Consider the following 23952-nt stretch of genomic DNA (forward strand, 5'->3'; position numbering starts at 1 on the left):
AAACGTGCCCTATTTGATTATTGAGTAAAGAATAAATGTCGCAAAATCAAGAAACTACTAAAAAAGAACAGTATAACCTGAATAAACTTCAGAAGCGTCTGCGCCGTAACGTCGGCGAGGCCATTGCCGACTTTTCGATGATTGAAGAAGGCGACCGCATCATGGTTTGCCTCTCGGGTGGCAAAGACAGCTTTACCATGCTGGATATTTTGCGCAACCTGCAGCAGAGCGCGCCGATCAACTTCAGCCTGGTCGCGGTCAACCTTGATCAGAAACAGCCTGGTTTCCCGGAGCACATTCTCCCTGCCTATCTGGAATCTATCGGGGTGGAGTATAAGATTGTCGAGGAGAATACCTACGGCATCGTTAAAGATAAAATCCCGGAGGGCAAAACCACCTGCTCGCTGTGTTCCCGTCTGCGTCGCGGCATTCTTTACCGTACGGCAAGCGAACTGGGCGCAACCAAAATTGCCCTCGGCCACCACCGCGATGATATTCTGCAGACCCTGTTCCTGAACATGTTCTACGGCGGGAAAATGAAAGGCATGCCACCAAAGCTGATGAGCGATGACGGGAAGCACATTGTCATTCGTCCGCTGGCCTACTGCCGTGAAAAAGACATTGAGCGCTTTGCCGAGGCCAAAGGTTATCCAATTATTCCGTGTAACCTGTGTGGCTCGCAGCCTAACCTCCAGCGTCAGGTCATTGGCGACATGCTGCGTGACTGGGATAAGCGTTATCCAGGCCGCATCGAGACCATGTTCAGCGCTATGCAAAACGTGGTGCCGTCGCACTTAAGCGATACCAGCCTGTTTGACTTCAAAGGCATTAAGCATGGCGCGGAAGTCGTGGACGGCGGCGATCTCGCATTTGACCGTGAAGAGCTACCTCTCCGACCAGCAGGCTGGCAGCCGGATGAAGACGACGGCGACTTTAGCGCCAGTCGACTGGACATTCTGGAAATCAAATAGGTGAAAGCCCTCGAATACGAGGGCTTTTTTTTAGCGATGCGGCGGTGGATCAATAATCGGACGTGGGTCCGGGTCAGGCGGATCGGGTAGCGGTTGTGGCCGGGGAATAGGGTCGGGAATCGGAACAGGATCGGTGGGGACCGGGTCGCTCATCGTCAGTCGGGTATGCATCCACATAGTTGCCTCCGGTAATGGGTAGCCGTCCTTTAAGGGTAGTCCGGGCTAAATAAGAGGCAAAAAAAAGCCGACTATTCTAAGTCGGCGTCGTACGAATCAATTGTGCTATGCAGTAATTCAAAAAAGGAAGTAAGACAATATGGAGCGCAACGCCCATCGCTTGACGTTGCATTCACCTGCGAGATGAATATTGCCTGTTCCAGGCAGGACGTATATTGATATGGCTCAATTTAAACCGCGATTTTATGTTCATTTATTGTTAAAAAAATGAAATTTTACAGCCATTTACTACGATGCAACCACCAGGCAACACCCCCGATCAAAACCACCAACATTATGCAGAAGACCGAGAAACCAAACCGGTATTCCCCCCCGGGGATGCCGCCGAGATTCACGCCAAAAAGGCCTGTCAGAAAGGTACTGGGCAAAAAGACCATTGCCATCAAAGACATCGTGTAGGTTCTGCGTGAAAGTGACTCCTGCATCACCTGGGTTATCTCATCGGTCATAACGGCCGTGCGGGCGATACAGGAATCAATCTCGTCGAGACCGCGGCCTAACCTGTCGGCAATATCCTGCATCCGTCGACGCTGGTCATCACTCATCCAGGGAAGACGTTCGCTGGCCAGACGGGCAAAGACATCCCGTTGCGGAGCCATATAACGCCGCATCACAATCAGTTGCTTACGCAGTAAAGCCAGAAAGCCGCGCGGGGGGATTTCCTGATCCAGCAGGTTATCCTCGAGATCAATAATTTTATCGTGCAGTTCTTCTATAAACTCACTGGCATGATCGGTGAGCGCGTCGCACACATCCACCAGCCAGCCGCCACAGTCGGTTGGGCCGGTACCCTCCTGCAAGTCAGAGACAATATCATCCAACGCCAGCACTTTACGCTGCCGGGTGGAAATGATGAGTCGTTCATCCATATACAAGCGAACTGCCACCAACTGGTCCGGGCGCTCATCGGTACTGCCGTTGATGCAACGCAGCGTAATTAAGGTCCCCTCACCCATCCGCGTGACGCGAGGGCGCAGGCTTTCTCCGGCCAGGGCATTGCGTACCGCATTCGGCAACAAAGGCGTGGTTTCCAGCCAATGTGCGCTTTCCGGGCTCGTATAGTTCAGATGTAACCAGCAGGGGTGCTGGGCATCCACAACGTCTTCAGTCTCAAGTGGCTTAACGCCCCCTTTTCCATCCAATTGCCACGCATACACCGCGTCGGGGATATTGATATCTGACCCTTTAATCGCTTCCACACAGACTCCACAATCAACTCAAGCGTTGCTGTCAGTCTAGCTCTCCGGGCGCGTTAATCAACCATCTTGCTGAATTCGTTAACAAATGTAAAAAAGGCCCGCAGTGCGGGCCAGTTTACGGGTCTCTCATAAAGCATCAGAAGGAGTGCCAGTAGTTTTCCTGATTACGCAGCACGGGTCTCACGACACGAGAATGGCGCTTTTCCTGACTGCTGTGCATTGGCGAACGAGAGACGGCAGGTTTTACCTCAGACTGCCCGGCAAGGCGGAATTTGCTGGTTCGCTGTTGCAGCTCGATCACCTGATTTTTGAGAATATCTGATGAGCCCGCCAGTTCATCAACCATACTGACGTTACTTTGGGTGACTTTTTCCAGTTCGGACAGAGCAAGGGTTATCTGCGAAATGCCCTTCTCCTGTTCCTGGGTCGACACCGCAATTTCATCCATGAGTTTACTTACCACACTCGCACCGGAGACAATCTCCTGCATGTTTTTCTCGGCTTCAGACACGACGGTCGCGCCCTGCGTCACGTTATCCGTCGTGACAGCAATCAGGGATTTGATATTTTTTGCCGCTTCCGCACTGCGGTGAGCCAGGCTGCGCACTTCTCCGGCAACGACCGAGAATCCTTTTCCGTGATCGCCGGCACGCGCGGCTTCAACGGCCGCGTTCAGCGCCAGGATATTGGTCTGGAATGCGATACCGTCAATAATGGCGATGATTTCCGTCATCTGATTGGCGCAATCGGTGATTGATTGCATGTTCTGCGCCACCTGCCCCATCAGATTTCCTCCTTTACGTGCGCTGGTACTGGCATCACTTGCACGCGTACTGGCTAGACGGGTGTTCTCCGCATTGTTTTTCGTACTGCTGGCCATCTGCTCCATGCTCGCCGCCGTCTGCACCAGCGCCGCGGACTGCTCTTCAGTTTTAACGGACAGTTCACCGCTACGGGATGCCAGCTCATCAGAAAGATCCAGAGCAGTTTGAGACGAAGAACGAATTTCGCCCACCAGCGTGGCGATGCTGCTAGACAGGCCATTGATGCCGGGGATAAGTCGTCCTGCGCAGTTGTTACCGAAAACCGGGATGGTAATGGAGAGATTGCCTGCGGTGACTTCTTCAATGCTCTTTTTAACCGTATTAATCGGCGTCACTAAATACCAGGTCATATAGAGCCAAAGTAATCCAAGCGTTGCGAGTAAAAAGAACGTCAAGGTTACGGTTAACACCATGTTTTTTGCGACAACGATCACTAGGGCATCGGCGATTAAAAAAGAGCACGACAGGAATAATATAATAAAAGTTCTTACACTAATATTTTTAAGCATAGCGACACCGACGATACAACTTCAGGGGGTAATATTCTTATAGCATTCGAAATGCACTTTTACACCCTCAAATTAAGCACCACAGATGTTCAGAGTAACCACCTTATAGTTTAACTTAAGTAAGCATTTGATTAAATTAAATGGCCGACTAATACATAAAATGAGTTTTTTAAACCGTGAAAAAACCTTACCGATTTAAAAATATATCATATAAAGATTAAGTAAATCGTATACAAATTAACCCAACTACATATTCTAATATTTATTTAAGCGATGCTACAATGATGCATTAAATTAAAGCTTCCCCAGCTCTCACCGATAACCATTTTGAGATAGTTGAATTAAATGACATTATTAAACTAATTAAACTCTACTACCGACAAAGATTTTACTTTCATTGCTAATATAATGAACACTTTCTCTCTTTGTCTTCAACGCTGACGTGGAAAGCATAATGCTTTATGTATCGTGGGACCCGATTCTCATCAGTATTTCTTTTGTCGTGGCCTTTATTGCCGCGTTCGTCGCGTTGGACAGTGCCACTAAAATTAGCGCCTCCAGTTTTGGCAGGGCCCTTTTCTGGCGAATAGGTGGCGGGGCCACATTAGGCATGGGGATCTGGTCGATGCACTTCGTTGGCATGTTGTCGATGAAAATGCCCGTTGTGATGCATTACAACATTGTTTTGACCATTGCCTCATTCTGGGTCGCACTCATTGCCGCCACCCTTGCCCTGAACGTCGCGGTGAGTAAAGAGACGCTGTCTTTCCAGCGGCTGGCACTCGCCACGGTGTTACTGAGCGGCGGGGTTGTCACCATGCACTCCCTTGGCATGATGGCTTTAACCGATCACATTACCCTGTTCTGGAATACTCCACGTCTTATCTCCTCGGTTGTTATTGCATTTTTTGCCTCTGGCCTTGCCCTCTGGCTCGCTTTTGGACGCAAGCTTGTCCGTCACCATGCCTTTATCAATCATGTGCTCGCGGCCCTGGTGATGGGGGTCACCATTTGCGCGATGCACTATCTGGCGATGAGCGCCGTACAATTCAGCGACAGCCATGAGGGTATGGGCATCGTCGTGCGCGGCAGTGCGCCTTCCGCCATGCATTCAAGCGTAAGCGAAACGGGTTTATCGATTTGGGTTTCAACCTCGACGCTGATTGTGCTTGGGATCATGCTCTTCATCTCGCTGATTGATTCGCAGATACGCACATCGCGTCTGAACGAAAGCTTGCACGCGCTCAATTTGCAGCTGGAAAAACAGGCCTGGTTCGATCCTCTTACCGACCTGCCCAATCGGCTTCAGTTTGATAACCGCCTCGATAAATGCCTGTCCGATGCCATGACGACCCACTCGCGGTTTGCCTTACTGTTTATGGATCTGGATCGCTTTAAAGAAGTGAACGACGTCTGGGGGCATCATGTGGGCGACCTTTTATTAAAATCGGTAGCCACACGGTTGCAGGCTTGTCTTCATGCAAAAATGACACTGGCCCGTCTGGGTGGGGATGAATTCATTCTGTTGGTGCCTGAAAGCGAGGGGGAGGATATTGCCTTACTCGCTGAACATCTGGTTGAGTCAGTGCAGATTCCTTTCTATGAACTGGGTCATGTCATCAAAGTTTCCCTGAGCGTAGGCATAAGCTTTTTTCCTTCTCATGGTGTCTGTGCGCAGGATTTAAAATTTAAAGCCGATGCCGCGATGTATAACGTTAAGCAGAAGGGGCGAAATGGCTGGGAGATTTGGCATCCGGCAATGGAGCCGCTTGCGTCTATGCCGCCCGTCTATCTGACCGATGTGTCAGTTGGGCAGTAACCTTTTACGGCTTCTGCTGTAACGCAAAAAAATGCTGCATTTGTCTCCAGAATTTCCTCAAGCTACATGACGAACATGCCGAAAACGGTATTATCGGGTGAGTGATAAATAGTGATTAATTCATCACTTACCCTTAATACCGAACGCCATGCGCACGCCAGGGGGAAAAGCCTATGCTGATGAATAACCTTGATGCGCTTAATTTGCTGACCACGCCGATTTGGATCGTTTCTCCAGGCAGCGAAGAGGTACTTTTTGCCAACATCCCGGCGCAGCAACTGGCCGCAGGACGCGCGTTGCACGAAATGCGAACGGGGAAGTATTCAGCCTGGGCCCAGCAGCATCTCGCAGCATACGTCCCCGGTCTACAGAACCACGACGAAATCATTGAAGTCTGGACCGTCATCTCTCACGGTGAGGCCACGACCCTGAGTTGTAAGGCACGACTTCGCCTGCTTGATGGCTTCGGTGAAGTGATTGTGTTCGAGGGTCTGCCTGACGGCACAACGTCTGGCCTGAAAGCCAGCCGCTCTGCCCCCTATCATCCGCGTAAACATGGCTTTTATGCGCGCTTTTTCTATACCAACTCCGCCCCGATTCTGCTCATCGACCCGGCCCGCGATGGCCTGATTGTTGATGCCAACCAGGCTGCGCTGCGCTTCTATGGCTATAGCTATGAAGCAATGTGTCAGCGGCATACCTGGGAAATTAACACCCTCGGCAAAGGCATCTTGCCGGTGATGGCCGAAATTGCACGTCTGCCTGGCGGGCATAAGCCGCTCAATTTTGTTCATCGTCTTGCGGATGGCTCGACACGTCATGTTCAGACCTATGCCGGCCCGGTTGAAATTTACAATGAGCGCCTGATGTTGTGCATCATCCACGACATCACCGAGCAAAAAAGGCTTGAACAGGAGCTCGAATATGCCGCACACCGTGACGCATTAACCGGCCTGCTTAATCGTCGTCAGTTTTACCATTTGATGGAGCACATCTCGCCGTCGGCGAGGGATTTCAGTTTATTACTGATAGATGCTGACCATTTTAAACGGATCAATGATGCCTTTGGTCATCAGAAAGGTGATGAGGTGCTTATTCAACTCTCCCGCACGCTTGAGCAACAGGCGCGTAGTGGGGATTTTGTCTTTCGCTGGGGAGGTGAGGAGTTTTTACTGCTGCTGCCCCTGACGTCAGAGGATGCCGCGATGATGCTGGCTGAGAATATACGCCTGACCCTGGAAACGCTGACAGTCCCCGGCCTTCCCGCTTTCACCGTAAGCATTGGCGTGGCCCACCACCAGGTGGAAGAAAGCCTTGATGTACTGTTTAAGCGTGTGGATGAGGCGCTTTATCGGGCTAAAAATGATGGACGGAATAAGGTACTCGCCGCCTGAAAAAATAAGCGCCCGTCTGTGGGCGCGTCGCTTTGCGTGCTGGGATCAGTGAATGCCCAACCGCCAGGCAAAATCGATTTCCTCCTTCAGCTCATTGTGTGAGAGCGTGAGCAAGTCAGCAAATTCCAGCCTGAGCAGTTTCAATTTTTTTAAATATTGCGCAGGCGTCAGTGTGCTTTTGTCACGACGCAGGTATTCAATGGCCAGTTGGGTAGGATCGAGTTCGTTATGCATAGCATCCTCGTGAGTGGTTAAGGAATAACCACTATAACACATTCCGCTGCTCGTTTTTTGACCTTAACCAGGTTAACCGCTTCCTGCCGTTGCGCTTACCAGCTCAACATCGCAATAAAAATCAATATAAATCATACAATTAAATGAAGCGGAGAATGGCAAAGCAGATTGAGATAATGCAAGAGGTTTCCGTGCGCGAATTGAAGTATGAGAATGGTTTTTGTTTACCTGGATCAAGGTTGTGCAGAACACACAAAAAAAGGGGTTGATCGATAAGATGATAAAGATTATCTTTCTCATTACTGAATAGTTGACTGAAACAGTCAGGTATTCAGTACGACATTGCTCACATTGCTTCCAGTTTGACTTGCCCGCTTCACTGAAGCGGGCTTTTTTTGCCGCGTAATCTCGTTCGCGTGTTTACTCGTAGTCTTCCAACGCATCCTGAATGGCATCAGCTAAAGCCGCCACTTCCTGAGAGACGTTACGCAGGTCCATTTGACTACGAATGCCCGAATTGGCCGTGGACGCTGAAACTGACGCTTTCGAAATCTCTAACGCAGCCTGCACCGCGAGCAGCCGTTTCTTTTGTTCATCCGTCGCGGCGGCACCAAAATATTCTTCTAACATTGTTTCTTCTCCCTATGACCTGCAAAAACACATACTAATCGAAACATCAGGCAGATGCCTTCATTTCGCCTTAGTGTTTCAGCAGATACATTGTTCGCGTGTAGGCCACGTCTTCCGGGTTATTGATGGGATAACCCTTCAGCCACGGTTTGATAAGACGCCCGTTAGTGTACTGATAGATGGGGATAAGGGGGGCTTTCTCCGCAATGATCTTCTCTGCCGCGTTATAATCGGCATTGCGTGCAGTAGCCTGCGTTTCCTGCGCCGCCTGGCTGATGGCCTTATCATAGCCTGGGTCATTAAAGCGCGTGATGTTGCCGCTATGGCCGGAAGTCAGCAGTGAAAGGAAGGTGGAGGGCTCATTGTAATCCCCGACCCAGGAGGCGCGAATGACATCAAAATTGCCGGTATTTCGGCTGTCGATGTAGGTTTTCCACTCCTGGTTTTGTAGCTTCACATCAATGCCGAGATTCTTTTTCCACATCGATGCGACCGCGATGGCAATCTTCTGATGCGTTTCCGAGGTGTTATAAAGCAGGGTCAACTTCAGCGGACGCTGTGGCCCGTATCCCGCAGCCTGCAGTAATGTTTTCGCCTGGGCGTTCAATTCATCCTGGCTCTGGTGCTCAAGTATAGAGGGCTCAGGTTTAAAGCCGGCGGTCACGTCCGGGGTAAAGCGCCAGGCGGGTTTTTCCCCCGTTCCCAGTACTTTTTCTGCCATGATGCGACGATCCACCGTCATGCTCAGCGCCAGGCGGACGCGTGCATCGGCGGTGGGGCCTTTTTGCGTGTTAAGGGCGTAGTAATAGGTGCCAAGTTGCGGCGGCGTGAAGACCTGATCAGGAATATCTTTCAATAGCTTTTGGTACAGGCTTTTGGGGAAAGATTCGGTGATATCAATATCGCCAGCAAGGTAACGGTTGGTGGCGGCCGTTTCCTGATTGATGGGCACAAAGGTCACTTTCTGAATCACGGTTTTGGCATTATCCCAATAGTGGGTATTCGGCGTGAACACCAACTTCTCATTGACGACGCGACTGCTCAACACGTAAGCGCCGTTGCCGACCAGGTTGCCGGGCCGCGTCCAGTCCTGGCCACTTTCAACGTTGGCTTTTTGCACCGGGTAAAACGCAAAGCTCGCCGCCATATTAGCGAACCACGGGAGCGGTTTATCCAGTTGCACGCGCAGGGTTGTGGCATCCACCGCCGTCACACCCAGTTTATCCGGCGACGCTTTACCATCAATAATGGCCTGCGCCTGGGTTATGCCCGCCAGCGCAGCAAAAGAAGCAAAGGGAGATGTGGTTTTGGGATCAACCAGGCGCTGCCAGCTGTAAACAAAATCTTGCGCGGTGACGGGAGTGCCGTCCGACCATTTGGCATCACTGCGCAACGTGAAGGTCCAGACACGGTTGTCATTGCTTTGCCATTTTGTGGCCACGCCCGGTACGATCTCCCCTTTTTCGTTCTGGTTCACCAGCCCTTCGTACAGATCGCGGATCACCTGAATCTCAGGTAAGCCCACGGCTTTTGCCGGATCAAGCGTGGCGGGTTCATCTTTAATATGACGAACCAATTCCTGCTTCTCGGCAAGTACTGCCCCGTTGGGCACATCCGCCGCCCAGGCCAGTGAAGTAAAACCGCACAAATAAAGCGCACAACCGATCCGCGTCACAGGATGCTTCATGTGATCCCCTATTAATTTTGAAGCCAGGCAAAAGATGAGGTAATTATTTGTTTTAACACGGGGGAATGCAAATTCCTGTCGCCGGAATGTTGATGAGAATCGAGTTTCCTGGCGGCCAGGAGATTTGCTGGCTTGAATAAAATGCCCGACACTGAATGTAGATTAACCCTAACAAAGGACAACTATGCCTGTCTCACGACCTCGCCAGGAACGCGGTGCTTTCCCTTCCGGAAGCGAAATCTACGGACATTCGCTGTTGGGCGCACCGCTTCTCTGGTTCCCGGCAGTACAGGCCTCCCACGCCAGTGGGTTGATTATTGCTGGCACGCATGGCGATGAAAACTCGTCGGTGGTGACGCTCTCCTGCGCGCTACGAACGCTGAAACCCGAACTTCGACGACACCATGTGGTGCTGGCGGTGAATCCGGACGGCTGCCAGTTGGGTCTGAGAGCCAATGCCAGCGGTGTCGATCTCAACCGCAATTTCCCGGCAGCGAACTGGAAAGCAGGTGAAACGGTCTACCGCTGGAACAGTGCGGCAGCGGAGCGTGATGTGGTGCTGTCAACCGGCGAGCGGGCAGGTTCAGAAACCGAAACGCAGGCGCTTTGCACATTGATTCATCGGATTCGCCCGGCCTGGGTGGTGTCATTGCACGATCCGCTGGGGTGTGTGGAAGACCCTCAGCACAGCGCGTTTGGTGAGTGGCTCTCTGCACGATTTACCCTACCGTTGGTGACCAGTGTGGGCTACGAAACGCCAGGTTCGTTCGGCAGTTGGTGCGCCGACATGCACCTGCACTGCATCACGCTGGAGTTCCCGCCGGTCTCTTCTGATGAAGCCAGCGAGAAGTATCTTGCCGCGATGACTGCGCTTTTACATCATGATGTGGAGAGATGAAGCTGACCGGGGGTGAACTGCAGCGCCGGCTCGACATCCACCGCAAGCCAGGTGGGGCCATCCAGATCGGCAAAACGGACGTGTCCTGCCAAAGGTAACGCCGCGCCGATCGCCCGGGAGGTGCAGATCATACAGCCGAGCATCAAACCAAACCCCAGCGCGCTGGCTTCCTCTGCCAGCGCCAGCGCTTCCGTCAGCCCGCCGGTTTTATCAAGCTTGATGTTGACCATCTCATAGCGCCCTACCAGGCCTGGGAGGTCAGCCCGGGTATGGCAACTTTCATCGGCACAGATGGGCAGCGGGTGAATGAAGTTGCTTAGCGCCTCGTCTTCCGCCACCGGCAGTGGCTGTTCGAGCATCGATACGCCCAAATCCGCCAGTAACTGGCAGCGCGCTGCCAGACCTTCACTATGCCAGGCCTCGTTTGCGTCAACAATCAGGGTCGCATCAGGGGCCGCCGTTCGAATCGCCACCAGCCGTTCACTGATAAGATGATCGTCGAGCTTAATCTTCAGTAACGTTGCCCCTTTTTCCACTAAAGCGGCAGCACTGGCCGCCATCTGTTCCGGCGTCCCGATGACCACGGTCTGCGCTGTTATCACCACCGATGGCAGGATGCTCCCCGCATACTCGGTCAGGCTCTTATTCTGGCGACGCGCTTCCAGATCCCAGAGCGCACAATCCACGGCGTTGCGGGCAGCTCCTGCCGGCATCAGGGTTTGCAATTCATCCCGGCTCAGTCGATTTTCGAGCCGGGTAAGGTGGGCCATGATTTGGGCAATGACGGAGGCTTCACTTTCGCCGTAACGCGGATAAGGGGTGCACTCCCCCACTGCCTTTACGCCATCCTCTTCCAGTTCAACCACCACCACCCGCGCTTCGTTGCGGCTGCCTCGTGAAATCACAAACGGCGAATGTAGCGGCCAGGTCTCTTCGTACACCTTTACACTTCTCATCCCTTACTCCTCTGGCGTTATCCTTACGAGTATAGTGGCGAAATTAGGTTTGCCGTGCTGCTCGCTTTCGGCATAAACTAGCGCCGAAGTTAACTATATGTAAACAGGAAGATATATATGTCACAACTTGTCCATTTCCAGGGTAATCCCGTTACCGTTGCCGGTCAGATCCCCGCTCAGGGCAGTAAAGCCGCTGCGTTTTCTCTTGTTGCTAAAGATCTGTCTGATGTGGCGTTAAGCCAGTTTGCAGGCAAGCGTAAAGTACTGAATATTTTCCCGAGCATTGATACTGGCGTATGCGCAGCCTCAGTTCGTAAGTTCAACGAACTGGCCACTGAAATCAATGATACCGTGGTGTTGTGCATTTCTGCAGACCTGCCGTTCGCTCAGTCTCGCTTCTGCGGTGCGGAAGGCCTGAGCAATGTGATCACGCTGTCCACTCTGCGTAACCCGGAATTCCTGGCCGACTACGGCGTAGGCATTGCTGAAGGCGCGCTGAAAGGCCTGGCCGCACGTGCCGTGGTAGTGATTGACGAGAATGACAACGTGATTTTCAGCCAGCTGGTTAATGAAATCACTAACGAGCCGGACTACGCGTCTGCGCTGGAAGTCCTGAAGGCGTAATCCTTCGCCGTTGCCCGGTACTCCTTTGCCGGGCACACTTCGCTTATTCCTCGCCCTTCTTCTGGCTCAGACCGTACTCACGCAGCTTATTGGCAATTGCCGTATGGGACACGCCCAATCGCTTGGCGAGTTTACGGGTGCTCGGAAAACTGCCGTAAAGCTGAATCAAGACCGAACGCTCAAAGCGGCTGGTAATTTCATCCAGCGAGCCTTCCATCGCATCTTCTCCCACCGCCAGGGTCGCCGCATCGTAATCAGGTAGGATGATGTCCTGCGCGCGCAGTTCATACCCTTCAAGCTGGGTCAGAGCACGATACACGGCATTCTTAAGCTGACGTACGTTGCCCGGCCAGTTGTAGCGGCTCAGCACCTGATTGAGTTCATGCGCCAGTTTCGGACGCGGCACGCCTTGTTCGTCGGCAAAACGGGCCACGAACAGTTCGGTCAGCGGCATGATGTCCTGAGGGCGGTCACGCAGCGGCGGCAAATTCAGGGTTAATACATTGAGACGATAATAGAGATCTTCGCGGAACAGCCCTTTTTGCACCAGGTCAACGAGATTACGTTGGGTGGCACAAATCACCCGCACATCAACGTGCACTTCGTGATCTTCACCGACCCGACGGAAGGTGCCATCATTCAGGAAGCGCAGCAGTTTTACCTGCATGCGGGGCGACATTTCACCGATCTCGTCAAGTAACACCGACCCGCCGTTGGCCTGTTCGAAGAAGCCCTTTTTACCTTCGGGTGCGTGTCCAAACAGCTCGCTTTCGACGGCGTCCTCCGGGATCGAGGCGCAGTTCAGCGCCAGATAAGGTTTTGCCGCGCGCGGACTGGCGAGATGGCAGGCATGCGCCAACAAATCTTTGCCCGTTCCGGTATCGCCCACAATCAACAGCGGCGCTGTTAAGTTTGCCAGTTTGCGGGCCTGTTCCAGCACCTGACGCATTTTGGGACTGACCGCCACGATCTGGCTAAATGCGCTGAGATCCTGCTGGGAGAGATTTTGTAACTGGCGTCCCATGCGTGCCGTTGAACGCAACATCACCACGGCCCCGGTTAACACGGCCTCACCGGTTTCCCCCTCCAGATGCACCGGCGTGATTTCCATCAGGAAATTCTGCCCGTTGATCGCCACATGCTCACTGTGGGAAATGTGCGGATTACTCTCCAGCCAGCGGGTGAAGTTAAAGCCTGAGATAAGCTGTGCTGCGTTGTAATTACGTAGCTTGTCCTGGTCCTGGCTAAAAAGCTGGCAACTGGCCGGGTTCGCGAGCTCAATCTTGCTTTTCATGTCCAGCGAGAGCACCGGCTCTGGCAAGGCTTCCAGTACCGCGCTCATGGCGCGATGTTCGCGCTCAGAAGGCATCCATAAGACCGTCCGGACATCCGTCACACCGGGGATGCGGCGAATTTCAGCCATTAAACTGCTGAATGCATCAAAGGCCAGAGCGGCAAAATTCAGGTAGATACGGCCGATGGGATCGATCTCGATTCCACGTAAGTCGATACTGCGCAACACCAGTAAATCCAACAGTTCGCGAGTCAGACCCAGTCGGTCTTCACAAAAAACTTCAAGACGCATGGAAACATCACCCTTCATTGACCACTAATGTCGCGATGATATGTCAGTTCCGGCCTGGCAGGAAGATGTCTGTCAACAAATATTGACAGTTAGCGGAAAAAACGGGCGCTGTGCCGTAAAGTTAAGCGCGCAGGCCCGTTTAACGAGGCGCTTACGAAGACGATTTACTCTTCTGTAGCGTCTGTTTGAGCTGGGTAATCAGTTCGCGGCGGAAATCACCCAGACGGGGTTTGTCGTCTTCCATCCAGGGAAGCGGGCGGCAAAGCTCCATCGCTTTGATGCCAAGGCGTGCCGTGAGCAACCCCGCGCCAATGCCTTGTGCCGCACGGGCTGACAGACGTGCGGCGAGATCCTGCGACATCCAGTCCATCCCCACCTCGCGCACCATTTCACTGGCCCCGGCGAACGCGATATTAAGCAGCACCAGACGGAACAGCCGCAGGCGACTGTAGTAACCCAGTTCGATACCGTAGAGCGCAGCAATTCGGTTGATCAGCCGTAAGTTGCGCCAGGCAATAAATGCCATGTCCACCAGCGCCAGCGGGCTGACGGCAATCATCAGCGTCGATTCCGCAGCGGAACGGCTGATCTCGCGCCGCGCCTGAGTGTCCAGCACCGGCTGCACGATTTTCGCGTAGAGCGAGACCACTTCACGATCGTTTTGCGTTTCATGAATCGCGGCGTACCAGCGTTGTAAGGCGGGGTGAGCATGATCGATACCCGCCTGGCTTGCCAGATGTTCACAAAAGGCTCGCCCTTTGCCCGTGCCGTGACTATGAAGCAGATCCCGGGCTTCATCCCGCGCCTGAGCGCGCTGACGTAAACGCCACAAGCGACGCCATTCAGTGGCGACGGACCCCACCCCTGCGCCGATAATCAACGCTCCGGCGGCGCATCCCCCCATCGCCACCCAGTCCTGGGTTTGCCAGGCATGCATTGCCCATTGCACACCCTGCCCGATGACGCTGGCGCCAAACAGCGCCATCCCGGTCATCACCATTTTGCGCCACAGACTGCGTTTCGGCCGCAGTGCCGACTCCACAACGGCCTCGGCCTGCCCGTCTTCAGGCAGCGCTTCGAGCGCAACAGGGGAAAAATTATCGGCCTGTTCGGTATTGAACGTCTGCGCGGCCTTGAACCGCGCCTCACTCTCGGCCTCCAGCGGTCCGGCAAAATCAATACGTGGTTTTAGCGGTTCGGTCATCGCAATTTATCTCCCAACAAAAATTCCAGCGCGGCATCCAGCCGGATATGCGGTAACGGTTTATCCACGTCCAGCGTTTGCGGACGGAATGACTCAAACTGAAAGCCCTGTTTATCCCAGAACGCCTGCCCTGGCAGCCTTGCAGGCACTTCCCCTGGATAAAAGGTCAGCGGCTCGCCATCACTGAGGCGGTGACCACGTAACGCCGGGATCTTTTCACCGTTGACATCAATCAGGCCGCTCTGCGTGGCCTGCACTGACGCCAGGCCCACGCAGTCCATGCTGATCCCTTCAAAAGCGGCATTTTGCCAGGCGTCCTGGATCAACTGCTGGAGCAGCGCGACCATGTTGCCATGCTGATCGATGGTGACGTGGTCGGCTTTGGTGGCTGCAAACAGTAATTTATCAATGACCGGGGAGAATAACCGACGGAACAACGTCCGCTGCCCGTAATGAAAGCTTTGCATCAACTGGGTCAGCGCGAGTCGCATGTCATTGAAGGCCTGCGGGCCGCTGTTTAGCGGTTGCAGACAATCCACCAGCACAATCTGGCGGTCAAAACGCAGGAAGTGATTCTTGTAAAAGTCTTTAACCACGTTTTCGCAGTAATAGTTAAAGCGCTCGCGCAGCATGCCTGCGTTAGTTTGCTTTCCGGCTTGCGCCAGGCGCGTTTCCCCGCTTTCATCAACGTCTGGCCAGGGGAAAAACTGCAGCGCGGGTGCACCTGCCATGTCGCCTGGCAACACAAACCGACCCGGCTGGATGAAGTGCAGTCCCTCGCGTTTGCACTGATGAAGATAATCCGTCCAACTCGCGGCAATGTCCGCCAGCCTGTTTTCATCCGCAGGCGCCAGGGGATCGAGCCCCTCCGTCAGTTTTCGCCATTTGGCAGACCATTCGCCGCGTTGCCCCTGTAGCAGCCCGGTCATCTGCCGCGACCAGCTCAGGTAATCCTGCCCCAGCATCGGTAAATCCAGCAGCCACTCTCCCGGATAGTCGACAATTTCCAGAAACAGGGTGGAGGTATCTTTAAAGTGGCGAAGCAGAGAATCTTGCGAACGGAAGCGCAAGGCGAGGCGAATTTCACTCACCCCTCGCGTGGGGGTTGGCCAGACCGGCGGCGTACCGTACAGCTGTGCCAGCCCTTCATCGTAGGTGAAACGGGGGATGCCAAAGTCTCGCTGCGGGACGCGCTTTACGCCCAGCAATCGCTCTTCGCGGACTGCGCTGATCAACGGTAAACGCGCACCAGCGTGTACATTGAGTAATTGATTTACCATCGAGGTGATAAATGCTGTCTTTCCGCTGCGGCTCAGTCCCGTCACCGCCAGTCGCAGATGTCGGTCCATGCCCCGGTTAACCAGTGCGCTCAGTTCATTTTTCCAACGTTCAATCGCCATTCCGTGCCGCCGTGAAAGGTGAAAAGTTTAACGATAAGTCATGTAGATGTGGGTGCTGCGAGGCATTATCAACCATGGCGCCTGAGCGTCAGGCGCCATGTAAAGGAGGTTAGTGCGATTTAACAGTAGGCATATTAAGTTGATTCATACCACCTTTATTGATGACATGCTGATATCCCAATTGCTGTAATTTTTCCTGAGCCAGCGTTGCCTGGCGGCCCGAATTGCAATAAAGATAAAGCGTATCGTCACGGGACAGTGAAGCAACATTATTCGCGTCAATATCCTTCAGGGGAAGGTTAACCGCACCTTTGATATGTTCCTGATGATACTGTTCTGGGATCCGCACATCGATCCATTTTTCTGCGGCGCAAGCCTGCGCACTGGCTGCAAAGGTTATCGCAATAAGCGTCAGCTTTAACATCTCGTCTTTCCTTAGTGAGTGAAGTCCTGGCGCGATTATACTCGTCCTCAGCAGCCGCTTTATGTTTAATCATCCACAAATCCGCACGCCAATCTTTATTTGTTAAAGCGTTTGGCCACTTTGCCGGCTGCCCGGTTCAGTAAGGGTTCCAGAGCGAAGGCCAGCAGCATTTTTACCGGACGACGGGCGACGGATTTCACCGCCCAACCTGCCACACCCGCCGGGCCAAAACGCAGCGCTGCCAGCAGAGCCAGTTTTCCGGCGAGTTTCACGCCCGGTTTGATTTTTTGTGTTGCCAGTTGCCATTTCGCCATGGTCATTTACCTCGATTAAAGCTGTCGGAAGCGACTGCGCAGTGAGAACGTGTCGGAGGTGACATAACGTTCCATTTGACGTAGCCGTTGCTCGCCTGCACTTAACTCTGCGTCCACCCTATCCAGTAATTCGCTGTTGGAGGGGGTAAGAGCCTCTTCATCCAGGTGATCCGGCATGGGATCCAGGACAAAGGTCATGATGATATAGGCCACCAGAACCGGGAAAAAGAGGCCAAACAGCATGGCCAAAACGGTTATCAGGCGAATCAGTTTGACCGGCACGTCCAGGTAATGGGCCACACCGGCACACACACCTTTGACCATGCCCTGCTGTGGAATACGCCAAAGTTTCTTATTCAAATTTAAACCTGCCATCAGCGATCTCTCCAGTTGGGATGCTCCGCATCGAGAATATCTTCCAGCGCCTGAATGCGTTCGCGCATGCGTCGTGCATCATCGGTCATTTGCACCAGCCGTTGCTGTTCGCTCTGCGAAAGCTCACCATGTGCGGAACGATTGTTGTAGTGCAGCCACAGCCAGACCGGTAAAACAAACAGAACGAATAGCGTCAGGGGAATAGCCAGAAAAAGCGCGCTCATGTATACTCCTTACAGGTAATAATGGGGCGGCATCTCCCGATGCCGCACAAATAACGTTACTGGTTATCCTGTTTCATTCTGGCTTTCAGTTGGGCCAGTTGCTCGCTGATTTCATCATCGGCTTTCAGCTCAGAAAACTGCTGGTCCAGCGTTTTCTGTTTGCCAAAACCGTGGCTTTCCGCTTCGGCTTCCATCTGATCGATACGGCGCTCAAAGGATTCAAAACGCGCCATCGCTTCATCAATTTTGCCGCTGTCCAGCTGACGGCGAACATCGCGAGACGAGTTTGCCGCCTGATGACGCAGCGTTAATGCCTGCTGACGGGCACGGGTTTCACTGAGTTTATTCTCCAGCTCGCCAATCTCTTTTTTCATGCGAACCAGCGTTTCGTCTACCAGCGTGACTTCCTGCTCCAGGGTCTCGATAATGGAGACGACTTTTTGTTTCTCAATCAGCGCGGCACGCGCCAGATCGTCTTTATCTTTACGCAGCGCGAGCTCGGCCTTTTCCTGCCACTCAACCTGCTGCGCATTCGCCTGCTCAATGCGGCGGGTCAGCTGTTTTTTCTCCGCCAGCGCACGAGCGGAGGTGGAACGGACTTCCACCAGCGTGTCTTCCATTTCCTGAATCATCAGACGCACCAGCTTCTGCGGGTCTTCTGCTTTTTCCAGCAGTGAGTTGATGTTAGCGTTCACGATGTCGGCAAAACGAGAAAAAATACCCATAATCGGTTCCTCTTGATTTCTGTAATCGGGCAGTGCCCTGCTCCTTGGCTATTACAATCTTCGTGCCAACTTTTTAAGTTATTGATTTTAAATAAAAGAGAACATTTTACCGTTCCGGTTTTTTAGACTACAGTGGTGAATAACACTAACAAATAGTGAAATTCATCATGATTGAACACAAAGACAACCTGCTCGGCGAAGCCAACACCTTCCTGGAAGTGCTGGAGCAGGTTTCACGCCTGGCCCCCCTCGACAAACCGGTGCTGGTCATTGGCGAACGCGGTACCGGTAAAGAGCTTATCGCCAACCGACTGCACTACCTCTCCTCGCGCTGGCAGGGGCCGTTTATTTCGCTTAATTGCGCCGCCCTGAATGAAAACTTACTCGACACTGAGCTTTTTGGTCATGAGGCCGGTGCCTTTACCGGTGCGCAAAAGCGCCATCCCGGGCGTTTCGAACGCGCTGACGGCGGCACGTTGTTTCTTGATGAGCTGGCGACCGCGCCCATGCTGGTTCAGGAAAAGCTCCTGCGTGTCATTGAATATGGCGAACTTGAACGTGTAGGCGGCAGCCAGCCCCTTCAGGTAAATGTGCGGCTGGTGTGCGCCACCAATGCGGATTTACCGGAGATGGTCGATAAGGGCACGTTTCGCGCCGACCTGCTCGACCGACTTGCATTTGATGTGGTGCAGCTTCCCCCCCTACGCCAGCGTCAGAGCGATATCATGCTGCTGGCGGACCATTTTGCCATTCAGATGTGCCGGGAACTTAAGCTCCCGCTTTTCCCAGGCTTCACGGACCGTGCGCAGGAGGTGCTGCTGAATTACCGCTGGCCAGGCAATATTCGTGAGCTGAAGAACGTCGTTGAGCGTTCGGTTTATCGCCACGGCACCAGCGAAACGCCGCTGGATGAAATTATCATCGATCCCTTTAAGCGCGACACCACGCCCTCCGCTGTAATGACTACTACCACGCCAGGTTTGCCTGGTCTGCCGCTCGATCTGCGAGCGTTCCAGCTCCAACAGGAAAATGCCTTACTGGTCGACAGCCTGCAGCAGGCTAAATTCAACCAAAAACGCGCCGCAGAGCTGTTGGGTTTAACCTATCATCAGTTCCGGGCGCTGCTGAAAAAGCACCAAATAAGCTGAAAACGCCGACAATAGCAGCAGTCACGATCAGACTTTTTTACGCGGCCCAGGCAAGTGCGATACACTTTGCACATGAATCTAAAATCGTTGAATAAATCATGCGCCTGGTTATCCCTTTCCTGCTGTTAACCGCGAATCTGTTTTCCGGTGTCGCTCACGCGGCATCACCCCTCCCGGCGACGGCCGATATTCGTGACAGCGGTTTCGTTTACTGCGTGAACGGGCAGGTCAGCACTTTCAACCCGCAGAAAGCGGGCAGCGGACTGATTGTGGATACGCTGGCGGCGCAGTTATATGACCGCTTGCTGGATGTCGATCCTTATACCTATCGTCTGGTGCCAGAATTAGCCGACAGCTGGGAAGTCCTCGATAACGGCGCCACCTACCGTTTTCACCTGCGTGAAGGGGTTAACTTCCAGACCACCCCCTGGTTTACCCCACGCCGCACGCTGAACGCCGATGATGTGGTTTTCACCTTCCAGCGTATTTTCGACAGAGATAACCCGTGGCATAACGTCAATGGCAGTGCGTTTCCCTATTTCGACAGTTTGCAATTTGCTGACTCGGTGCAAAGCGTGCGCAAGCTTGATAACCGCACCGTTGAGTTTCGCCTGCGCCAGCCGGACGCCTCTTTTCTCTGGCACTTAGCCACACACTATGCGTCCGTGATGTCGGCTGAGTATGCCAATATGTTAGCCAAAAACGATCATCAGGAACTGCTCGATCGCCAGCCTGTAGGCACAGGCCCTTTCCAGCTTGCAGAGTATCGCGCCGGGCAGTACGTTCGCCTGCAACGTCATGCGCGTTTCTGGCGCGGCACGCCGCTGATGCCCCAGGTGGTGGTGGATTTGGGCTCCGGCGGTACGGGGCGCCTGTCTAAGCTGCTGACCGGCGAATGTGATGTGCTGGCCTGGCCCGCCGCCAGCCAGTTAACCATTCTGCGCGACGACCCGCGCCTGCGACTCACGCTGCGACCGGGTATGAACATCGCTTATCTTGCGTTTAACACCGATAAGCCACCGCTGAACAATCCTGAGGTAAGACATGCGCTGGCGCTGGCGATAAACAACCAGCGTCTGATGCAGTCGATTTACTACGGCACCGCTGAGACCGCCGCATCGATACTGCCGCGTGCCTCATGGGCCTATGACAGCGAAGCAAAAATTACCGAGTACGATCCGGTGAAGTCCCGGGAACGCTTAAAAGCGTTAGGACTGGAAAACCTGACGTTGCAGCTGTGGGTTCCCACCACCTCGCAGGCATGGAACCCCAGCCCGCTAAAAACGGCGGAACTGATCCAGGCAGATATGGCGCAGGTGGGCGTGAATGTGGTCATCGTGCCGGTAGAGGGGCGTTTCCAGGAGGCCCGGCTGATGGACATGAATCATGACCTGACGCTTTCCGGCTGGGCGACGGACAGTAACGATCCGGACAGCTTCTTCCGCCCGTTGCTGAGTTGTGCGGCCATCGACTCCCAGACCAATTTTGCGCACTGGTGCGATCGTGAGTTTGATGGGGTGTTAAGAAAAGCCCTTCTCTCACAACAGCTCTCAGCCCGTATTGATGCCTACGATGAAGCACAAAAGATCCTGGCGCAAGAATTACCGGTTTTACCGCTGGCCTCTTCACTGCGATTGCAGGCTTACCGCTATGATATAAAAGGACTGGTGCTCAGCCCCTTCGGTAGCGCCTCGTTTGCCGGGGTTACGCGTGAAAAAGAAGAGGTCAAAAAACCATGATTATCTTTACCTTGCGCCGTCTTTTGCTGCTCGTTATGACGCTGTTTCTGCTGACCTTTGTCGGCTTCAGTCTCAGCTATTTCACCCCTCACGCACCGCTACAGGGCGCGTCACTGTGGAATGCCTGGGTATTCTGGTTCACCGGCGTGTTGCACTGGGACTTTGGCGTATCCAGCATTAACGGGCAGCTGATTTCCGAGCAGCTTAAAGACGTTTTTCCAGCCACTATGGAACTCTGCATTCTCGCGTTTGGCTTCGCGTTGTTGATTGGTATTCCGGTCGGCATGCTGGCGGGCATCATGCGCAATAAATGGCAGGACAAATTCATCAGTGCCCTTGCGCTGTTAGGCTTTTCAATTCCTGTTTTCTGGCTCGCGCTACTACTGACCCTGTTCTTCTCGTTGACCCTGGGTTGGTTACCGGTTTCGGGGCGTTTCGATCTGCTGTATGAAGTGAAGACCGTTACGGGGTTTGCCATCATTGATGCCTGGCTTTCCGATTCGCCGTGGCGGGACGAGATGATCATGAGCGCCGTCCGCCATATGGTATTGCCGGTGCTGACGCTGGCCGTGGCTCCCACCACCGAAGTCATTCGATTAATGCGTATCAGCACCATTGATGTGTTTGATCACAACTACATTAAGGCCGCCGCGACGCGGGGCATGTCGCGCCTGACTATTTTGCGCCGTCATGTACTGCACAACGCTCTGCCGCCGGTGATCCCGCGTCTCGGCCTGCAATTCTCCACCATGCTGACGCTGGCGATGATCACTGAGATGGTCTTTAGCTGGCCCGGGCTCGGCCGCTGGATGATTAACGCTATCCGCCAGCAGGATTACGCGGCTATTTCGGCAGGCGTGATGGTTATTGGTTCGCTGGTGATTATCGTAAACGTCCTGTCTGATATTTTGGGCGCACTGGCGAACCCATTGAAACATAAGGAATGGTATGCCTTACGATAGCGTCTACAGCGAGAAGCGTCCCCCAGGCGCATTGCGCACCGTCTGGCGCAAATTCTACAGCGATACACCCGCCATGGTGGGATTGTATGGCTGCGCAGGTCTGGTGATTTTATGCCTGTTTGGCGGCTGGTTTGCCCCTTATGGTCTCGATCAGCAGTTCCTCGGTTACCAGTTGCTGCCGCCATCCTGGTCACGCTATGGTGAAGTCTCTTTTTTCCTCGGTACCGACGATCTGGGGCGTGATGTGTTAAGTCGCCTGCTGAGCGGTGCCGCACCCACCGTGGGCGGCGCATTTTTAGTGACGCTTGCCGCCGCCGTTTTCGGCTTGTTGCTCGGGGTGATTGCCGGTGCCACGCATGGCCTGCGTTCTGCCGTGCTTAACCACATTCTGGATACCTTGCTGTCGATTCCGTCGTTGCTGCTGGCCATTATTGTGGTTGCCTTCGCCGGACCGCATTTGTCCCATGCGATGTTCGCCGTCTGGCTGGCAATCTTGCCGCGTATGGTACGTTCGGTATACAGCATGGTGCATGACGAACTGGAAAAAGAGTACGTGATTGCCGCCCGACTTGATGGCGCCTCCACGCTGAATATATTGTGGTTTGCGGTGCTGCCTAATATGACGTCCGGGCTGGTTACGGAGATGACCCGCTCACTGTCGGTTGCCATTCTCGATATCGCCGCCCTCGGCTTTCTCGACCTGGGCGCACAACTCCCCTCACCCGAATGGGGGGCGATGCTGGGCGATGCCCTTGAACTGATCTATGTTGCCCCCTGGACTGTAATGCTACCCGGCGCGTCCATTATGTTGAGTGTGTTATTAGTGAATCTGTTGGGCGATGGCATTCGCCGCGCCATTAATGCGGGGGTGGAATAATGCCGCTGCTGGATATACGTAATCTCACCATCGAAGTGAAAACCGGTGAAGAGTGGGTCAAAGCCGTTGACCGGGTCAGTCTGACGCTGGCGGAAGGTGAAATTCGCGGGCTGGTGGGTGAGTCTGGCTCAGGCAAGAGTTTGATCGCGAAGGCCATCTGCGGCGTCAGCAAAGAAAACTGGCGCGTGACCGCCGATCGTATGCGCTTTGACGATATTGACCTGATGCGCCTCTCGGCCCGTGAGCGACGTAAACTGCTGGGTCATAACGTGTCGATGATTTTCCAGGAGCCGCAGTCCTGTCTCGATCCGTCTGAGCGCATAGGCAAGCAGCTGATGCAAAATATTCCGGGCTGGACCTGGAAAGGCACTTTTTTCCAGCGTTTCGGCTGGCGTAAACGCCGCGCGATTGAGCTTCTGCACCGCGTGGGAATTAAAGATCACAAAGACGCAATGCGCAGCTTTCCTTATGAGCTCACCGACGGCGAGTGCCAGAAGGTGATGATTGCCATCGCGCTGGCGAACCAGCCGCGTTTGCTCATCGCTGATGAACCGACCAATGCGATGGAGCCCACTACCCAGGCGCAGATTTTCCGCCTGCTCACCCGGCTCAATCAAAATAACAACACCACTATTTTGCTCATCAGCCACGATCTGCAGATGCTGAGCAAATGGGCTGACCGCATTAACGTCATGTACTGCGGTCAGACGGTGGAAACCGCGCCGAGTGAGGAGCTAGTGACCACGCCGCATCACCCTTACACCCAGGCGCTGATCCGCGCGATCCCTGACTTTGGCAGCGCCATGCCGCATAAAAGTCGGTTAAATACTATGCCGGGGGCGATCCCCCTGCTTGAGCAACTGCCGATTGGCTGTCGCCTCGGGCCGCGCTGCCCTTATGCGCAGCGCAAATGTATTGAAAGGCCGCTGCTGTCGGGTGCCAAAAACCATCTGTATGCCTGTCATTTCCCGCTGAATATGGAGAGAGAGTGAG

General features: G+C 53.7%; 25 protein-coding genes. 10 read left to right on the plus strand and 15 right to left on the minus strand.

Going from position 1 to position 23952, the window contains the following annotated elements; translation table 11 throughout:
• Positions 1 to 35: 35 nt before the first annotated feature.
• Positions 36 to 971 (plus strand): tRNA 2-thiocytidine(32) synthetase TtcA, encoded by a 936-nt coding sequence (gene ttcA / locus ACUY4Q_RS12860; RefSeq protein WP_458043156.1) that lies wholly within the window; start codon positions 36 to 38, stop codon positions 969 to 971.
• Positions 972 to 1001: 30 nt separating this feature from the next.
• Here the strand turns inward: ttcA and ynaL are convergent, their stop codons facing one another.
• The 3 genes from ynaL to ACUY4Q_RS12875 all read right to left on the minus strand — a co-directional run bounded on the left by ynaL (position 1002) and on the right by ACUY4Q_RS12875 (position 3740).
• Positions 1002 to 1148, minus strand: coding sequence for a proline-rich small protein YnaL (gene ynaL, locus ACUY4Q_RS12865; RefSeq protein ID WP_458043157.1), 147 nt, complete (start codon positions 1146 to 1148; stop codon positions 1002 to 1004).
• Positions 1149 to 1423: 275 nt separating this feature from the next.
• Complete coding sequence (gene zntB / locus ACUY4Q_RS12870; protein ID WP_458043158.1) at positions 1424 to 2407, minus strand: zinc transporter ZntB; 984 nt, start codon at positions 2405 to 2407, stop codon at positions 1424 to 1426.
• 136 nt (positions 2408 to 2543) lie between these two features.
• Entirely contained in the window at positions 2544 to 3740 is a 1197-nt protein-coding gene (locus ACUY4Q_RS12875; protein ID WP_458043159.1) for a methyl-accepting chemotaxis protein, read from the minus strand.
• A 454-nt stretch (positions 3741 to 4194) separates the two neighbouring features.
• Between ACUY4Q_RS12875 and ACUY4Q_RS12880 the strand changes: the two genes are divergently transcribed.
• Positions 4195 to 5559, plus strand: a complete 1365-nt coding sequence (locus ACUY4Q_RS12880) for a diguanylate cyclase domain-containing protein (RefSeq protein WP_458043160.1) — start codon at positions 4195 to 4197, stop codon at positions 5557 to 5559.
• A 173-nt stretch (positions 5560 to 5732) separates the two neighbouring features.
• The gene (locus tag ACUY4Q_RS12885; RefSeq protein ID WP_458043161.1) at positions 5733 to 6953 is read left to right on the plus strand and encodes a GGDEF domain-containing protein; all 1221 of its coding nucleotides are present in this window, start codon (positions 5733 to 5735) and stop codon (positions 6951 to 6953) included.
• Positions 6954 to 6998: 45 nt separating this feature from the next.
• Here ACUY4Q_RS12885 and ACUY4Q_RS12890 read toward each other — a convergent pair whose 3' ends face one another.
• From ACUY4Q_RS12890 to ACUY4Q_RS12900, 3 genes are all read right to left on the minus strand, one after another.
• A complete protein-coding gene (locus tag ACUY4Q_RS12890; protein WP_458043162.1) occupies positions 6999 to 7187 on the minus strand; it encodes a YdiH family protein in 189 nt (62 codons plus the stop codon).
• Between the two features lie 420 nt (positions 7188 to 7607).
• A complete protein-coding gene (locus ACUY4Q_RS12895; protein WP_458043163.1) occupies positions 7608 to 7817 on the minus strand; it encodes a hypothetical protein in 210 nt (69 codons plus the stop codon).
• 70 nt (positions 7818 to 7887) lie between these two features.
• Complete coding sequence (locus ACUY4Q_RS12900; RefSeq protein ID WP_458043164.1) at positions 7888 to 9504, minus strand: peptide ABC transporter substrate-binding protein; 1617 nt, start codon at positions 9502 to 9504, stop codon at positions 7888 to 7890.
• 184 nt (positions 9505 to 9688) lie between these two features.
• Between ACUY4Q_RS12900 and mpaA the strand changes: the two genes are divergently transcribed.
• Positions 9689 to 10402, plus strand: a complete 714-nt coding sequence (mpaA, locus tag ACUY4Q_RS12905) for a murein tripeptide amidase MpaA (protein ID WP_458043165.1) — start codon at positions 9689 to 9691, stop codon at positions 10400 to 10402.
• Here mpaA and ycjG read toward each other — a convergent pair.
• Positions 10384 to 11358, minus strand: coding sequence for an L-Ala-D/L-Glu epimerase (ycjG, locus tag ACUY4Q_RS12910; protein WP_458043166.1), 975 nt, complete (start codon positions 11356 to 11358; stop codon positions 10384 to 10386). The two genes, mpaA and ycjG, sit on opposite strands and share 19 nt — an antisense overlap.
• Before the next feature lie 117 nt (positions 11359 to 11475).
• Between ycjG and tpx the strand changes: the two genes are divergently transcribed.
• Positions 11476 to 11982 carry a thiol peroxidase gene (tpx, locus tag ACUY4Q_RS12915; protein WP_458043167.1) on the plus strand — a complete coding sequence of 169 codons (507 nt, stop codon included), beginning with the start codon at positions 11476 to 11478 and terminating at the stop codon, positions 11980 to 11982.
• Positions 11983 to 12025: 43 nt separating this feature from the next.
• Here tpx and tyrR read toward each other — a convergent pair whose 3' ends face one another.
• From tyrR to pspA, 8 genes are all read right to left on the minus strand, one after another.
• Positions 12026 to 13567: a transcriptional regulator TyrR gene (gene tyrR, locus ACUY4Q_RS12920; RefSeq protein ID WP_458043168.1), complete on the minus strand. Its 1542-nt coding sequence runs from the start codon at positions 13565 to 13567 to the stop codon at positions 12026 to 12028.
• 151 nt (positions 13568 to 13718) lie between these two features.
• A complete protein-coding gene (locus tag ACUY4Q_RS12925) occupies positions 13719 to 14771 on the minus strand; it encodes a TIGR01620 family protein (RefSeq protein WP_458043169.1) in 1053 nt (350 codons plus the stop codon).
• On the minus strand, positions 14768 to 16165 hold the full coding sequence (locus tag ACUY4Q_RS12930) for a YcjX family GTP-binding protein (RefSeq protein WP_458047336.1): 1398 nt from the start codon (positions 16163 to 16165) through the stop codon (positions 14768 to 14770). Before ACUY4Q_RS12930 ends, ACUY4Q_RS12925 begins: the two co-directional genes overlap by 4 nt.
• A gap of 115 nt (positions 16166 to 16280) precedes the next feature.
• A complete protein-coding gene (gene pspE, locus ACUY4Q_RS12935; RefSeq protein WP_458043170.1) occupies positions 16281 to 16595 on the minus strand; it encodes a thiosulfate sulfurtransferase PspE in 315 nt (104 codons plus the stop codon).
• 95 nt (positions 16596 to 16690) lie between these two features.
• Positions 16691 to 16909 carry a phage shock protein PspD gene (gene pspD, locus ACUY4Q_RS12940; protein WP_458043171.1) on the minus strand — a complete coding sequence of 73 codons (219 nt, stop codon included), beginning with the start codon at positions 16907 to 16909 and terminating at the stop codon, positions 16691 to 16693.
• Between the two features lie 15 nt (positions 16910 to 16924).
• Positions 16925 to 17284 carry an envelope stress response membrane protein PspC gene (pspC, locus tag ACUY4Q_RS12945; RefSeq protein WP_458043172.1) on the minus strand — a complete coding sequence of 120 codons (360 nt, stop codon included), beginning with the start codon at positions 17282 to 17284 and terminating at the stop codon, positions 16925 to 16927.
• Positions 17284 to 17508, minus strand: a complete 225-nt coding sequence (pspB, locus tag ACUY4Q_RS12950; protein WP_458043173.1) for an envelope stress response membrane protein PspB — start codon at positions 17506 to 17508, stop codon at positions 17284 to 17286. The genes pspC and pspB overlap by 1 nt, the downstream gene beginning before the upstream one ends.
• A 56-nt stretch (positions 17509 to 17564) precedes the next feature.
• Complete coding sequence (gene pspA / locus ACUY4Q_RS12955; RefSeq protein WP_458043174.1) at positions 17565 to 18233, minus strand: phage shock protein PspA; 669 nt, start codon at positions 18231 to 18233, stop codon at positions 17565 to 17567.
• 167 nt (positions 18234 to 18400) lie between these two features.
• On the opposite strand from pspA, the gene pspF reads away from it, so the two are divergent.
• The 5 genes from pspF to sapD all read left to right on the plus strand — a co-directional run bounded on the left by pspF (position 18401) and on the right by sapD (position 23951).
• Positions 18401 to 19381: a phage shock protein operon transcriptional activator gene (pspF, locus tag ACUY4Q_RS12960; protein ID WP_458043175.1), complete on the plus strand. Its 981-nt coding sequence runs from the start codon at positions 18401 to 18403 to the stop codon at positions 19379 to 19381.
• Positions 19382 to 19479: 98 nt separating this feature from the next.
• Entirely contained in the window at positions 19480 to 21120 is a 1641-nt protein-coding gene (gene sapA / locus ACUY4Q_RS12965; RefSeq protein ID WP_458043176.1) for an ABC transporter substrate-binding protein SapA, read from the plus strand.
• Positions 21117 to 22082, plus strand: a complete 966-nt coding sequence (gene sapB / locus ACUY4Q_RS12970) for a putrescine export ABC transporter permease SapB (RefSeq protein ID WP_458043177.1) — start codon at positions 21117 to 21119, stop codon at positions 22080 to 22082. Before sapA ends, sapB begins: the two co-directional genes overlap by 4 nt.
• Entirely contained in the window at positions 22069 to 22959 is an 891-nt protein-coding gene (gene sapC / locus ACUY4Q_RS12975; RefSeq protein WP_458043178.1) for a putrescine export ABC transporter permease SapC, read from the plus strand. The genes sapB and sapC overlap by 14 nt, the downstream gene beginning before the upstream one ends.
• Positions 22959 to 23951 carry a putrescine export ABC transporter ATP-binding protein SapD gene (gene sapD / locus ACUY4Q_RS12980; protein ID WP_458043179.1) on the plus strand — a complete coding sequence of 331 codons (993 nt, stop codon included), beginning with the start codon at positions 22959 to 22961 and terminating at the stop codon, positions 23949 to 23951. The genes sapC and sapD overlap by 1 nt, the downstream gene beginning before the upstream one ends.
• Position 23952 lies beyond the last annotated feature (1 nt).

The sequence above is a fragment of the Phytobacter cepae genome (assembly GCF_054165735.1).